This window comes from Streptomyces sp. NPDC002795, from assembly GCF_042888725.1.
Lineage (GTDB): Bacteria > Actinomycetota > Actinomycetes > Streptomycetales > Streptomycetaceae > Streptomyces.
The window spans coordinates 645,217-658,586 of the sequence record NZ_JBIAQB010000001.1 but is presented as its reverse complement, the minus strand read 5'-3'; the positions used below and the strand labels follow the sequence as shown (position 1 = coordinate 658,586).

Here is a 13,370-nt window from a genome sequence, read left to right as displayed (position 1 = left end):
CTTTCTCTCTCTGAGGAGCTGCACCACCTCATGAACGCGAACGGAACGAACGTCACCGAACTGACCGCCGTCGTCACCGGCGCCGCCTCCCGGCGCGGCATCGGCCGCGCCACCGCGCACGCCCTCGCCGCCGCCGGCTGGAACATCGCCGTCCTCGACCTCGACGAGGCCGCCGCCAAGGAGGCCGCGGACGAGATCGTCGACCGGCACGGTGTGCGCGCGACGGGCCTGGCTTGCGACGTCACCGACGAGGCCGCCGTTGCCACGGCCACGAGCACCCTGGCCTCGGACGCGCCCCCGATCGGCGCACTGGTCAACAATGCGGGCATCACGTCGCCCACCCCGTTCCTCGACGTCGAGGGCGGCGAATGGGACCGCATCTTCGCCGTCAACGTCCGCGGCGCCTTCAACATCACCCGCGCCATCGCCCCCGGCATGGCCGAACGGGGATTCGGCCGCGTCGTGTTCCTCTCCTCCGTCTCCGCCGAACGCGGCGGCGGCGTCTTCGGCGGCGTCGCCTACTCCGCCGCCAAGGCCGCCCAACTGGGCTTCGCCCGCGCCCTGGCCCGCGAACTCGGCCCGCACGGCGTCACCGCCAACAGCGTCGCCCCCGGCCTCATCGACACGGACATCACGGGCGGCGCCCTCGAAGGCGAACGGAAGACCTCGCTGATCGCCGGCATCCCGGCGGGCCGCAACGGACGCGTCGACGACGTCGCCGACCTGATCACTTACCTGTGCCGGGTGGAATCCGGCTACATCACTGGAGCGACGTACGACGTGAACGGAGGCTCGCACATTCACTGATCGTCGCCCGGGCGCGCCCGATCGAGTGTTTCGGGCCGCGCAAAGAAGGCGGCCTCCGGTTGGCCTCGCGAGCTGCCTGAGCAGTCGCTCGGCCGGCCGAAGGCCGGGTGGGTACGTGTGGGCTGTCTGCTGTCTGCTGTCTGCTGTCTGCTCTCAGCCCTTCAGCGCGAGGATGTCCGCCCGGGCGCGCAGCAGTGTTTCGCGGGTGATGACGACGATCTTTTCGTGGTCGGCGCACGCGGCATCGGCGGGCAGCCTGTCACCGAGCAGGTCGGTCCTGTCCGTCCCGATGACCGCGAAACTGCCGTCTCCCAGCTCGAAGATGTCGGGGCACGCCTGGCCGCCGACGCTTCCGCGCTCGACGGGGGCTACGCCGATACGGCGCACGATGTGCAGGTCGGAACGGTCGTCACCGTGAAGGGAGTTGGTCACGGCGCACCAACATAGCGCACGCGAAGTGGACCGAAGGGCCCGTTGATTCGCCGTGTTGACGTCGCCCGACGGCGGGGCAGCGACCCGGCGCCGGACGGCCGGACTACACGCCGTCGGGCGGCCGTCCGACGACCCACCACGACTCGCCTTCGCGCTCCGCGTCATTGGCGTCGAGATCCGCGACGAGTGCGTCGACCACCCGGCCGAGGCGGGCCTCGTCGGAGCCCTCCGAAAGGCTGGCCCGGTGATGCCGGGTCGCCTCCCAGTAAGCGCGCATGGAACGGCTCTGGAAGATGTACCGCAGATGGCCGTGCAGCTCGGTGAGCGTCAGGATTCCGACGTGGTAGCCGTGCAGGGCGTGCTGGTACAGCTCGTTCGCGTACAGGTGCCTTCTCTTGAGGTCGTCCGGCAGTTCCTCTTCCTCGTACGCGTCGAGCACGGGCAGCAGGGTGGGGTCCGCCGTGGCCCGGGCGATGAGCTGCTGATGGTCCCGCCGGTAGTCGGTGAGCGCCTTGCGCCGTTGCTCCTGCGCGGTCATGGCCTCGAGCCGGCGCAGGGCGACATGAACGCGGCAGGCGGCGAGCAGCACCGCCGCGACATACGTCACCGGTATGGAGCGGTGCCTTCTGCCCCCTGCTTTTCCTGTGATCATGGATGTCCCCGCTTCGGTGTCGTCAACCCACACGATCCACGATGGCGAACGACACGATCGGCGTCCAGATTGTCCCGGGTGCCCGACGCCGGGGAAGCGCGTTCCGCAGGCGTACGGCCGCACCGTCCGGTCGGCCGGCCCGGCCGCCGCCCCGCCGTGAGCCCCTCGTGCGCCCCCTCCCGACGCGCGCGCCGTCCGGTACGCGATCCTGGACGCATGGAATTCCTCTGCTACCACCGGGACCGCAAAGGGTCCCTGACGTTGCGTCACGAAATGGTGCAGGAGCACTGGTCCTACATGGACCGGTACGCGAAGGAGATGGTCGCCCGCGGCCCGACGTTCGCCGACGACGGTGAGACGCTCACCGGAAGCGTCCACATCGTCGACCTGCCCGACGCCACCGCGGCCCGCGCGTTCGCCTTCGACGAGCCGGGCTACCAGGCGGGTGCCTACCGGGACGTGCTGCTGCGGCGCTGGCGCAACGCGCTGGGGCGCACCATGTGGGACTTCCCCGGCGGCCCCGACGGGGGCAACCGCTACCTCGTGCTCGGCCTCGGCGCGGAGCCTGCCGCTGACGCCGATGCGCCAGATGGCCCGGACGACGCACTCTTCAGTAGGGACGAACTCGTCGCCTACGGACCGCTATTGTCGGACGACGGGGCCGTCTGGCTGGGCACGGCGGCGCTGCTCCGGGCGCCGGACGCGGACGCCGCTCGCGCCGTCCTGTCCCCGGACCGGTACGCCGACATCGAGGTCCACAACTGGGAGTTCGGCGGACGGTCGTGACCGCGGTCTTCCCCAGCACGGAACTAAAGCGCTAAAGTCACGGCGCGCACCGGCCCGGGCCAAGGGCCGTACACGGGAAGCCGGTTGAGTGCCGACCGGTCCCACCCGCCTTCTTCACCTCGAACGGAGCTCCATGCCCGCACGCCCGCGCCGCCTGGCCCTGCGCGACATCGCCCGGCTCGCCGGGGTGTCCGAGACGGCGGCCTCGTTCGCGCTCAACGGCAAGCCCGGTGTGTCGGACGAGACGCGACGGCGCATCCTCGCCGTGGCCGACGAGCACGGCTGGGTTCCGCACCACGCGGCCAAGGTCCTCACCGGTGCCAAGTCCGGGACCGTCGGCCTGGTCATCGCCCGCAGCGCGCGGGACGTCGGCTCCGAGTCGTTCTTCCTGCGGTTCATGACGGGCCTGCAGAGCGTGCTCAGCCAGCGGCGCCAAGGGCTGTTGCTCCAGGTCGTCGACTCCGTCGAGGCGGAGATCGAGACGTACCGGATGTGGCAGGTGGCGGGCCGGGTCGACGCCGTCGTCCTCGTCGACCTGCGCGTCGACGATCCGCGGCCGGACGCGCTCGCCGACCTCGGTCTTCCGGCCCTGATCGCCGGCGGTCCCGATCCGCGCCGCAGGCTGCCCGCCGTCGCGATCGACGACCGGGAGCCGATGCGCAGGATCGTCACGCACCTCCACGACACCGGGCACGACTCCGTCGCCTACGTCTGCGGGGAGGGCGAGATGCTGCACATCGCCCGCCGCGTCGACGCGTTCCACACCGGTGCCCGCGAGCTCGGGATGTCCGGGCACATGGTGATGTCGACGGACTTCTCCTCGCCGTCCGCCGCGAAGGCGACCCGGCTGCTCCTGTCGTCCGATGACCGCCCCACGGCGCTCGTGTACGACAACGAGATCCTCGCCGTCGCCGGAGTCGGCGAGATCCGCCGGCTGGGCCTTGCGACACCCGCCGACGTGTGCGTCGTCGTCTGGGAGGACACCCCCATCGCCGGCGCCATGGAGCCGCCGCTCACCGCCCTGAGCCGCGACGCGTTCGCGTTCGGCTCCGACGTCGCCACCCGGCTCATCGCCATCCTCGACGGCACCGACGACGCCACCGGCGACACCGTGGAGAGCGTCCCCGAACTCATCGAGCGCACCAGCTCCCGCTGCGGCCGCACCGCGCCGACCGAGCAGGCCCCCTGAGAAGACCGTCCCCTGAGAAGACCGCGAAAGGCGACGCCCGTGTCCGCACCGAACATCGTCCTGATCTGCGTCGACCAATGGCGCGGCGACTGCCTCTCCACCGCGGGACACCCCCACGTACGCACCCCGCACCTCGACCAACTCACCGCCTCCGGGACGCACTTCACGTCCGCCTACTCCGCCACCCCCACCTGCATCCCGGCCCGCGCAGCCCTGTTCACCGGCCAGTCCCAGGAGCGCCACGGCCGCGTCGGATACGTCGAAGGGGTGCCCTTCGAGACCGCGCACCCGGTCACCCTGGCGGGCGAGCTGGGGCGCGGCGGATACCAGACGCAGGCCATCGGCAAGATGCACGTGTGGCCCGAGCGGGCGCGCGCCGGGTTCGACGACGTCGTCCTGCACGACGGGTTCCTGCACTACGCCCGCCGCGAGGAACGCCGAAACTTCGCCTTCTTCGACGACTACGTACCCTGGCTGCGCCGACAGCCGGGAGTCAGCCCCGACGCCGAGTACGCCGACCACGGGGCGGGCTGCAACTCCGTCGTCGCCCGCCCCTGGGACAGGCCGGAACACCTGCACCCGACGAATTGGGTCGCCACGCAGACCACCGAGTGGCTCTATCGCCGCGATCCCTCACGGCCGTTCTTCCTCTACCTGTCCTTCCACCGGCCGCACCCGCCGTACGACCCACCCGCCTGGGCCTTCGACGAATACCTCCAACTCCCGCCGTACGAACCCGTGGTGGGCGACTGGACGGACGACTTCGCCGGTCATCGCAAGGATGGCGACCACGAGGCCTTCGCGGGCCGCATGGACGCCCGGACCCTGCACCGTGCGCGGGCCGGCTACTACGGGCACATGGCCCACATCGACCTCCAGATCCACCGGATCCGCATGGCTCTGGAGGACTTCGGCCTGCGCGACAACACGGTCATCGCCTTCACCTCGGACCACGGCGAGATGCTCGGCGAACACCACCTGCTCCGCAAGGGGTTCGGCTACGGGGGGTCGGCCCGCGTACCCCTGCTCTTCGGCGGACTGCCCGACGGGTACGCGGCCGGGAACGTCGTCGCCGACGAGGTGGTCGAGCTGCGCGACATCATGCCGACCCTCCTCGACCTGGCCGGGCTTCCGGTCCCCGACACATGCGACGGACGCAGCCTCGTACCGCTGCTGCGCGGTGAACAGCCGGACGACTGGCGGCCGTTGCTGCACGGCGAGCACGTGCTGCTCGACCAGTCGTTGCAGTGGGTGACCGACGGTCGCACCAAGTACCTGTGGATGTCGGGCGACGGCCACGAGCAGCTCTTCGACCTCGACGCCGACCCGCACGAGCAGCACAACCTGGTGGGTGACCCGGCGGCACAGGACCTGCTGCACACCTGGCGCGGACACCTGATCGAGGCGCTGACCGGCCGCGAGGAGGGCTTCGTCGAGGGCGGTCGCCTTGTCACCGGGCGCCCTGTGGTGGCCGTCCTGCGCCCCACCCGGGAACTCCTGGAGGCGGCCCACGCCGTCTGACGCACCCCGCTCCATCACGGCGCGGCAGCCGCTCACCCCCTCACCGCCGCCCCCGCACCTCCCGCGGCGCCGCCCCCAGCTCCCTGCGGCACGTCTTGTTGAACGCCTGGAGGTCCGGGATGCCCACCGTCGCCGCGACCGCGGTGATCGCGAGCGTGGAGGACTGCAGCAGGTGCCGGGCGCGCTCCATCCGGCGCCTGCGGATCCAGGCCACCACGGTGTCTCCCGTTTCGGTGCGGAACAGTCGGGTGAGATGGCCGGGGGAGACGCCCGCCGCGGCGGCGATCCCCGGCACCGTCAGTGCCGTCGCGAGCGACCTCTCGATGTACTCCGTCGCCGCGGCCAGCGCGGGGTGGGGGCGTCCCGTCCGTTCGGGCGTGCCCAGTTGGGTGGTGTGCCAGAGCACCGTCCACACCTCGGCGGAGGCCCGCGCCCGCGCCGTCGGCATGGCCGCCACGGCGCTCCCGAGCAGCGTGCCGAGCAGCGCCGCCTGCGCGCCCGCGTCCTGCATGACCGGCAGCCGGCGCAGGCCCTGCGGATCGCGGCCCGGCAGCCGGAAGTGCGCGTACAGGTGCTCGCTGCGCCGCGACGCGTACCGGAAGTGGGCCTCGGTGTCCGGCCGGATCAGGCTGAGGTGTCCCGGCCGGATCGGATGGCGGTGGCCGTCGACCGTCAGTTCGCCCGCGTAGCTGTAGAGGTGCAGCTGCCACAGGTCGGGCAGCCGGAAGGACTCCTGGAGCGCCTGCCCGCCGTGGATGCCGACGCCCGCGCTGACCACGTGGGGCGGCTGGTCCAACTGCAGCGCGACGCTCTCGGTCATGCCGGGAAATTACCAGTAGAGGCCCGATACAGCCCACGACGAACGGGCATCGGCTGCTTACGTTTGCCTCATGCCAACCAGTGAGCAGCTGCTGAGCTCCGTACAGATGGCGCGCTTCGTCGCCCACGGTTCGCTCCGCCTCGACGCGGTCGTCCCATCGGAGTTGAACCAACAAGCCATCGATGTCTTCGAGGCCGGAATTCCCGCCGCGCCGTACGGCACCCCCGTCCCCAAGGCCTACCCGGACGGGTCCTTCGCCCGGCGCCTCCTCCAACTTCCCGCTGTGGCAGGGGCGTTGAAGAGCCTGGTCGGCCCCGACCCGACCGTCGACCACCACGCCGTACATGTGCGCGAGGCCCGCGACGGCACCGCCCAGCCGCTGCACGGAGACGCGATCATCGACGTGCGGCCGGACGCCTTCGACGTCCAACTCATGTACTACCCGCAGGACGTGACGCTCGACATGGGCGGCACACTGAGCGTGCCGGGCAGTCATCTGCGGCACACCAACGAGACCGACACCGGCCGCTACCAGAACCTGCGCGGCCAGAACCGGCTGACCTGCCCGGCCGGCACCGTCCTGCTGATGCACCACGGCATCTGGCACGGCGGGCGCCGCAACGACAGTGACATCCGGCGCTACATGTTCAAGATCCGGTTCAATCCGACCGTGCCGCAGGTGCGCCTGTGGGACACCACCGACCTCGGCGACCCGGCGGTCGGCGACGAGCTCCGCCATGTCTTCCCCTGGTACGAGCCCGCCACGGGACGCCTGGAGATCCACAACCGGATCCGGCTGTGGCGCGCGCTGACCGGCGACGACACCTTCGACCTCGACCACTGGGTGACCCGGGTCTCCAACCGTCCCACCATCGGGAGCCACGCATGAGACAGCAGGTACTCGTCCTCTACCTCGCCAACTCGGCGCTCGACGCCAAGGTGGTCGGCTGGGCCCGCTACGACGGCACCGGGACCACCGACCACACCACCGGCGACAGCGACGACCCGCCGTACGAGACGGGCCTCGAAGCCCTACTCGACGGCTGGCGCCTCTTCCAGGCCGCTCAACTGCTCCCGCCGCACCCGGGCCACGAGTACGACACGTCGTACCTGAAGCACGAGTTCTTCTTCGAGAAGATCCAGCCGACACCCTGAGGCGGGCTTTAGGACTTCGGTGGCTCCTGCCCCTGCTCTCGCGGGGGCGGAGTCACCGTCTCGCCGCGGATGACGCGCGGCGGCGTGCGGGGCTGGTCGCCCGCCGGATCGTCCTGCTCCTTCATGGCCCTTGCCTCGGCCTTGAGGATGCGGGCCGACTTGCCCGCGCTGCGGCTCAGTTCGGGCAGTTTCTTCACGCCGATCACGACGGCGATCACGATCAGGACGATGGCAATCTCGCTGAGTCCGAACATGGTCAGTCCTCGCCGCTCTCGTCGTCGCCTTCGTTCTCGTCCTCGCCCTCGAAGAAGTCCCCGACCTCGTCGACGACTTCGGCGGCCACCATGCCGCCCACCACACCGACCGCGAGCCCGGCCGCGCCGACCGCCACGGCCGTGCCCACGCCCGGCCCGGAGCGGTGCCCACCACCGTCACCGCCACCGTGCCCGTACGAGGCGTGCGTGTCGTAGGCCGAGTGATGCTCGACCAACTGCCGTACCCAGCCGTCGACGACCGCGTTCCAGTCCAGGCGTCCGACCTCGTCGTGCGCCACGGTGAAGCGGGTGAGCACGTCGTGGCCGCCGGAGAAGGAGCCGCCGCGCTTGTCGGCCTCCAGGACCACCTCCGTACCGCCCGGCGTGGCGAGGAAAGTCAGCTCGATCTCCTTGACGGCGTGCGCGTACTGCGCGGAGGGCGACAGTTCGATCTCCTGGTAGAAGGGGAGCTGCTGGCCGGTGCCGCCGATGTGCCCGTACTCCAGGTCCGCGGACGTGAAGCCGAAGCCGAGCTGCCCGAACGCTTCGAGGATCGCCTCCTGTACGGGGAGCGGCCCGACGGCGAGCTGGTCGAGGTCGCCCTTGTCCTTGGCGCCGGACACCGAGAGTTCGGTGCGTACGCCGAGCGCGATGCCGAGCCGCTGCCCGTACAGCTCGGTGATGGGTGTCTCCCACGGCAGCGTCACCGTGAAGGGCACGCTGTGCTCGGCGCCCGCGACCAGCCGGAAGCCGCCGCCTACCACGAACCGCTCGAACACCACGGTGCCGTGGCCCTCATCATCGTCGTACTCCGCCTCGACCCGTGCGACGAGTTCCAGGGTGATGTGCTCGATCTCGAAGTCGCCGCTGCCGCCCTTGAGATGGACCTGGCCGGAGACGGTGCCGCCGGGGGCGGTGGTCCAATCGGGCAGGACCGTGTCGACGGTGGGCCCGCCCACACCGAGTGAGCCGAGCAGTCGTTTGAACACCATCGAGGCGTGAACTCCCTTGTGGACGTGGTGAGCGGAGGAGATGTTCTACAGGCGTGTAGAAGTATACGGGTGGGGTGGATCGGGGCGGAACTTTCCAGGAGTCCCGCCAGTTTCTACAGTGCTGTAGAAGTAGAGCACCGTAGAAAACGCAACGTGAGGAGCAACTGTGGCCCTGTGGGACCGCATCAAGGAAAACGCGTCGACGATGCAGACGCAGCTGATGGCGAAGAAGAACGACCTGAAGTCCGGGGCCTTCCGGGACGCCTCCATGGCGATGTGCGCGCTGGTGGCCGCGGCCGACGGCACCATCGACGCCTCGGAGCGCCGCCGCGTCGCGCAGCTCATCACGAGCAATGAGGTGCTGCAGAACTTCGACGCCATGGACCTCCAGAAGCGCTTCGAGGCGAACCTCGACAAGCTGACGGCCGACTTCGACTTCGGCAAGGTCAGCGTGTTGCAGGAGGTCGCCAAGGCGAAGAAGAAGGAGGCCGAGGCGCGTGCCGTGATCCAGATCGGCATCGTCATCGGCGGCGCGGACGGCGACTTCGACCAGACCGAGCGGGGCGTCGTGCGCGAGGCGTGCCAGATGCTCGGCCTGGCGCCGACCGAGTTCGACCTGTAGCCCCGGCTGGTTGACCCCTTCGATGTCAGAGCGGAGTGGCCGCGTGGAGCGTGGCCGCCAGGGTGAGCGCGGAGTTGGCGGACGACATGGCGGACGCCGCCGTGCCGAATCCCGCCGTCCACGTGGCGAGCCCCACGGGCGTGAACGCCGTGGCCCGGCCCTGTGCGCCGGGCGGCGGCGCGAGCAGCGCGGCGACGCGGCGGGGCAGCGGGCCGGGAGCGGCGAACGCCGCGAAGAGCGGCTCGCGCACCCCGTCCGAGGGTCCCGAGGACAGCGCCGCCTTGCCGATGGCGCGCGCGACCACCTTGCGGTCACCCACCAGCGTGGCCGCCTCCTCGTCGGCCCACCGCTCGGCCGTGTACGCGACGGCCGAACTCAGCGGGCGCAGAAAGGGGTTGGCGCGGGCGGCCAGGCGCACGGTCAGCAGCAGGCGGTGGTGCCGGCCCGTCAGATGGGCCCGCTCGTGGGCGAACAGGGCCCGCCGCTCCGCGGGCGCGAGCCGGTCGAGCAGCGAAGTACTGACGACGATCCGGCCGCGACCGCCACCGGGCAGCGCGTAGGCGTACGCCTGTGGGTCGGGCAGCACCGCGACCTGGGTGGCGGGCAGGCCGGTGAGTGCGGCGTGGGTGCGGCGGCGCAGCGTGAAGTGGCGCCAGAGCGTGCGGGCGCAGGCGGCGACGACGGCGAGCAGCGCCGGGATGGCCGCCTTGCCCGCGATCTCGTCCTGCGGCACGGCGGCCCGTACCTCGGGATCCGACCAGCCGTCCGGCAGCGGATTGCCCGGCAACTGCGCGGTGCCGACCACCATCAGCAGGGCGAGGCACACCGTGCTGCACACCGCCATCACGGCGGCGACGCAGGTCAGGAGCCGGGTCGCGGTGCGCGGATGCAGGCGGTGCGCGGCGAGCCGGGCCACCGGCCAGGCCGTCAGCGGCAGCACCAGCGGCAGAAAGACGAAAATGCCCACGGCTCAGTCCGTGCCTTCCTCGTCGCCGGTCGCCGCGTCGTCGCCGGTCGCCGCGTTGGCGTCGGCGTCGGTGTCCGCTTCCGCGCGCCGCAGCAGATCCCGCAGCAGCCGCTCGTCCCCCTCGGGCAGCGAGGTGACGAAGCTCGCCAGGACGGCCTCCCGGTCCGCCTCGGCGTCCAGCACCTTGCGCATCTTGAACGCGGCGAGCCCGGCCTCGTCGGCCATGGGCGTCCACACGAACGAGCGTCCCTCGCGCCGCCGGGTGACCGCGTCCTTGGCCTGGAGCCGCGCCAGGATCGTCACCACGGTGGTGTACGCGAGGTCCCCGCCCATCCGGTCGCGCACCCACCCGGCGCTCACCGGACCTTCCGCCGTGCGCAGCGCCGCCAGGACCTGCGCCTCCAGCTCGCCCTGGGCGCGTCTCGGGGTCCTGTGGCGGGACGTCGTCACCGGCTCCTCCTGGTGGCTGGGTGTGCGGGCCACTCCATCATCCCTGTTCACCTCCGAGAGCCCGGCGGGAGGTGCGGTGGCGGCGCGTACATGCCCGACAGAGAGTGGTCGGGAACGGCGTCGCCGGGCCGGGCGTTGTCACCAACAAGGCAAAGAGAAAGCAAAGTGCGAAGGAGCAGCCGGTTGTCCGCCAGACCGACGGACCCAGCGGGGCACAGCCCCCGACCACCCCGCCCCTTGATCGGTGAGCACGGCACGCGGCGAGGTGGTGGCACATGCTGAGTGCCGTGCTCGGCCTCCTCGCGGTCCTCGTGCTGACCGCGGGCACCGGCTACTTCGTGGCCCAGGAATTCGCGTACGTGGCGGCGGACCGCCTCGCGCTCGCCCGCGACGCCGAGGCCGGTGACAAGAGAGCGGCCAAGGCCCTCAAGGTCCTCGGGCGACTGTCCTTCATGCTGTCCGGCGCCCAGCTCGGCATCACGGTCACAGGCCTCGTCGTCGGCTTCCTCGCCGAACCGTCCGTCTCGGCCCTGCTGCGCCCGGCCCTGGACGGCATCGGCCTCCCGGCCGCCGCGGTGACCGCGATCTCGGTGGTCCTGGCGTTCGTCCTGGCCACGGTCGTGCAGATGGTGCTGGGCGAGCTGGCCCCGAAGAATCTCGCCCTCGCCGTCCCCGAACGCCTCGCCAAGTCCCTCGCCGGGTCCACACTCGGCTACCTGAAGGTCGTCGGCCCCCTCGTGCACCTCTTCGACAGCGCCGCGAACAAACTGCTGCGCAAGGTCGGCATCGAACCCGTCGAGGAACTGCACCACGGCGCCACCCTGGAGGAACTCAGCCATCTCATCGGCGAGTCCCATCAGCAGGGCGAGCTGCCCCGCGAGACCGCCACCCTCCTCGACCACGCCCTGGAGTTCAACGAGCGGACCCTGGACCAGGTGATGGTGCCCCGCGCCGACGCGATCTTCGTCCGCAACGAGGCCACGGCCGCCGACGCGATCGAGCTGATCGCCAAGCACGGCCACTCGAACTACCCCGCCATGGGCGACCACCCCGACGACGTCACAGGCGTCCTCGGTGTGCGCGAACTGATGCGGCTCCAGCAGTCCGCGTACGCGAGCGCCCCGGCCGGGGCCCTGGCCCGCCGCCCCCTCCTGCTGCCGGACACGCTCCAGCTCCCCGCCGCCGTCGACCGGATGCGCGAGGCCGACGACGAGTTCGCGGTCGTCCTCGACGAACACGGCGGCGTCGCGGGCGTCGTCACGTACGAGGACATCGCCGAGGAACTGGTCGGTGACATCGCGGACGAGACCGACCGCGAGACACAACTGGCGGTCCGGGACCCGGACGGCACGGGCTGGGTGATCGACGCGGGCCGCCGCATCGACGAGATCGCCGAGGCCACGGGCGTCGAACTGCCCGAGGACGAGGGTTACGACACCGTGGCAGGACTGATCGTGGACCGCCTCGGCCGCTTCCCGGCGATCGGTGACCGGATCACGGTCGAGCTGGCCGAGGCGCACGGCGACGGCGGACATGCCGTCATCGACGTCCGCACCCTCGACCGTCACGTACCCGAACTCGTCCACCTGGCCCGCGAATCCGTCGCCGCCGACACCGAGGAGGAGCCGCGCCCATGAGCTTCCCCATGGCCCTCTTCATCACGGTCCTGCTGCTGATCGGCAGCGGATTCTTCGTCGCCGCCGAGTTCGCGCTCGTCGCCGCCAAACGGCATCGCATGGAGCAGGCGGTCGCGTCCGGCGCGCGCGGTGCCAAGGCCGCGCTCGCCGGTATGCGGGAACTGTCGCTGATGCTCGCGGGCGCCCAACTCGGCATCACCATCTGCACGTTGGGGCTCGGCTCGATCTCCAAGCCCGCCATCTCGCACGAGCTGGACCCGCTGCTGCGCGGCTGGGGGCTGCCCAGTGGTCTCAGCTACGGCGTCTCCTTCGCCTTCGCGATGATCGTCGTGGTGTTCCTGCACATGGTCGTCGGTGAGATGGCGCCCAAGTCCTGGGCGATCGCCCACCCCGAGCGCTCGGCGATGCTGCTGGCCCCGCCGTTCCGCGCCGTGGTCAAGGTGGTCCGCCCGCTGATCTGGGTCCTCAACAAGGTCAGCAACGCGCTGGTACGGATGTGCCGGGTCACCCCGCGCGACGAACTCGCCGAGGTCCACAACCGGGAGCAGCTCACCCACCTCGTCGTGGAGTCCGAGCGGCTCGGCCTGATCAGCAAGGACGACTCGGAGCTGATCACCAGCTCCCTGGTCGAACCGCTCACCCCCGTCGGCGACCTCCAGACCCCCGCCGCGCGGATCACCTCCGTCCCGGTGGACGCGGACCTCGACGCGATCCTCGCCACCGCGACGGCGCGCGACCGCAGCCGCCTCCTCGTACGGGCGGGGGACCGGGTCGTCGGCTCCGTGCACGCCCGCGACGCGCTGATCGCCCGCAGCCGGGGACGTTCCGCCACCGCGGGAGAACTGGCGCGCCCTGTACCGGAGTTGCTGGCATCCGACACGGTCGGACAGGCCATCGAGCAACTCCGTCACCGCCGGGCCTCGCTCGCCGTCGTCCGCGACGGCACCGGCCGGCTGACGGGCCTCGTCGCCCTCGACGACCTGCTGGCCCGCCTCACCCACCCGCAGGCGGCCGCCTGAGCGCTCAACCGTCGCCGACGGGACTGCGTCCCCTATGCCGGGGAACACGTAAATCGACATTCGACAG

The 13,370-nt window shown here is 71.1% G+C and carries 15 protein-coding genes and 1 pseudogene; 9 read left to right on the top strand and 7 right to left on the bottom strand.

Going from position 1 to position 13,370, the window contains the following annotated elements; genetic code table 11:
* Positions 1–30 precede the first annotated feature (30 nt).
* Positions 31–807: an SDR family NAD(P)-dependent oxidoreductase gene (locus tag ACFYWS_RS02865; protein ID WP_389268791.1), complete on the top strand. Its 777-nt coding sequence runs from the start codon at positions 31–33 to the stop codon at positions 805–807.
* 153 nt (positions 808–960) lie between these two features.
* Here the strand turns inward: ACFYWS_RS02865 and ACFYWS_RS02860 are convergent, their stop codons facing one another.
* Together ACFYWS_RS02860 and ACFYWS_RS02855 are read right to left on the bottom strand one after the other, a co-directional pair.
* Positions 961–1,203, bottom strand: a complete 243-nt coding sequence (locus ACFYWS_RS02860) for a hypothetical protein (RefSeq protein ID WP_389269469.1) — start codon at positions 1,201–1,203, stop codon at positions 961–963.
* 139 nt (positions 1,204–1,342) lie between these two features.
* A complete protein-coding gene (locus ACFYWS_RS02855; protein WP_389268789.1) occupies positions 1,343–1,891 on the bottom strand; it encodes a DUF6082 family protein in 549 nt (182 codons plus the stop codon).
* A 216-nt stretch (positions 1,892–2,107) separates the two neighbouring features.
* On the opposite strand from ACFYWS_RS02855, the gene ACFYWS_RS02850 reads away from it, so the two are divergent.
* From ACFYWS_RS02850 to ACFYWS_RS02840, 3 genes and pseudogenes are all read left to right on the top strand, one after another.
* Entirely contained in the window at positions 2,108–2,677 is a 570-nt protein-coding gene (locus tag ACFYWS_RS02850; RefSeq protein ID WP_389268787.1) for a YciI family protein, read from the top strand.
* 133 nt (positions 2,678–2,810) lie between these two features.
* The gene (locus ACFYWS_RS02845) at positions 2,811–3,866 is read left to right on the top strand and encodes a LacI family DNA-binding transcriptional regulator (RefSeq protein ID WP_389268785.1); all 1,056 of its coding nucleotides are present in this window, start codon (positions 2,811–2,813) and stop codon (positions 3,864–3,866) included.
* 39 nt (positions 3,867–3,905) lie between these two features.
* Positions 3,906–5,288, top strand: a pseudogene (locus ACFYWS_RS02840) (arylsulfatase); the annotation flags it as partial.
* 139 nt (positions 5,289–5,427) lie between these two features.
* On the opposite strand, the gene ACFYWS_RS02835 reads toward ACFYWS_RS02840, so the two are convergent.
* Entirely contained in the window at positions 5,428–6,207 is a 780-nt protein-coding gene (locus tag ACFYWS_RS02835; protein ID WP_389268783.1) for a helix-turn-helix domain-containing protein, read from the bottom strand.
* Positions 6,208–6,277: 70 nt separating this feature from the next.
* Here ACFYWS_RS02835 and ACFYWS_RS02830 point away from each other — a divergent pair, with 70 nt between their 5' ends.
* Together ACFYWS_RS02830 and ACFYWS_RS02825 are read left to right on the top strand one after the other, a co-directional pair.
* The gene (locus tag ACFYWS_RS02830) at positions 6,278–7,096 is read left to right on the top strand and encodes a phytanoyl-CoA dioxygenase family protein (RefSeq protein WP_389268781.1); all 819 of its coding nucleotides are present in this window, start codon (positions 6,278–6,280) and stop codon (positions 7,094–7,096) included.
* A complete protein-coding gene (locus ACFYWS_RS02825) occupies positions 7,093–7,362 on the top strand; it encodes a hypothetical protein (RefSeq protein ID WP_389268779.1) in 270 nt (89 codons plus the stop codon). Before ACFYWS_RS02830 ends, ACFYWS_RS02825 begins: the two co-directional genes overlap by 4 nt.
* Before the next feature lie 8 nt (positions 7,363–7,370).
* Here ACFYWS_RS02825 and ACFYWS_RS02820 read toward each other — a convergent pair whose 3' ends face one another.
* Entirely contained in the window at positions 7,371–7,616 is a 246-nt protein-coding gene (locus ACFYWS_RS02820; protein WP_389268777.1) for a twin-arginine translocase TatA/TatE family subunit, read from the bottom strand.
* Positions 7,617–7,618: 2 nt separating this feature from the next.
* Positions 7,619–8,608: a sporulation protein gene (locus ACFYWS_RS02815; protein WP_389268775.1), complete on the bottom strand. Its 990-nt coding sequence runs from the start codon at positions 8,606–8,608 to the stop codon at positions 7,619–7,621.
* A gap of 166 nt (positions 8,609–8,774) precedes the next feature.
* Here ACFYWS_RS02815 and ACFYWS_RS02810 point away from each other — a divergent pair, with 166 nt between their 5' ends.
* A complete protein-coding gene (locus ACFYWS_RS02810) occupies positions 8,775–9,230 on the top strand; it encodes a tellurite resistance TerB family protein (RefSeq protein WP_389268773.1) in 456 nt (151 codons plus the stop codon).
* A 25-nt stretch (positions 9,231–9,255) separates the two neighbouring features.
* Here ACFYWS_RS02810 and ACFYWS_RS02805 read toward each other — a convergent pair whose 3' ends face one another.
* Both ACFYWS_RS02805 and ACFYWS_RS02800 read right to left on the bottom strand, forming a co-directional pair.
* The gene (locus ACFYWS_RS02805) at positions 9,256–10,197 is read right to left on the bottom strand and encodes a M56 family metallopeptidase (RefSeq protein WP_389268771.1); all 942 of its coding nucleotides are present in this window, start codon (positions 10,195–10,197) and stop codon (positions 9,256–9,258) included.
* 3 nt (positions 10,198–10,200) lie between these two features.
* Positions 10,201–10,680 carry a BlaI/MecI/CopY family transcriptional regulator gene (locus ACFYWS_RS02800; protein WP_389268769.1) on the bottom strand — a complete coding sequence of 160 codons (480 nt, stop codon included), beginning with the start codon at positions 10,678–10,680 and terminating at the stop codon, positions 10,201–10,203.
* 242 nt (positions 10,681–10,922) lie between these two features.
* On the opposite strand from ACFYWS_RS02800, the gene ACFYWS_RS02795 reads away from it, so the two are divergent.
* Together ACFYWS_RS02795 and ACFYWS_RS02790 are read left to right on the top strand one after the other, a co-directional pair.
* On the top strand, positions 10,923–12,284 hold the full coding sequence (locus ACFYWS_RS02795) for a hemolysin family protein (protein ID WP_389268767.1): 1,362 nt from the start codon (positions 10,923–10,925) through the stop codon (positions 12,282–12,284).
* Positions 12,281–13,303, top strand: coding sequence for a hemolysin family protein (locus tag ACFYWS_RS02790; protein WP_389268765.1), 1,023 nt, complete (start codon positions 12,281–12,283; stop codon positions 13,301–13,303). The genes ACFYWS_RS02795 and ACFYWS_RS02790 overlap by 4 nt, the downstream gene beginning before the upstream one ends.
* Positions 13,304–13,370: the final 67 nt, after the last annotated feature.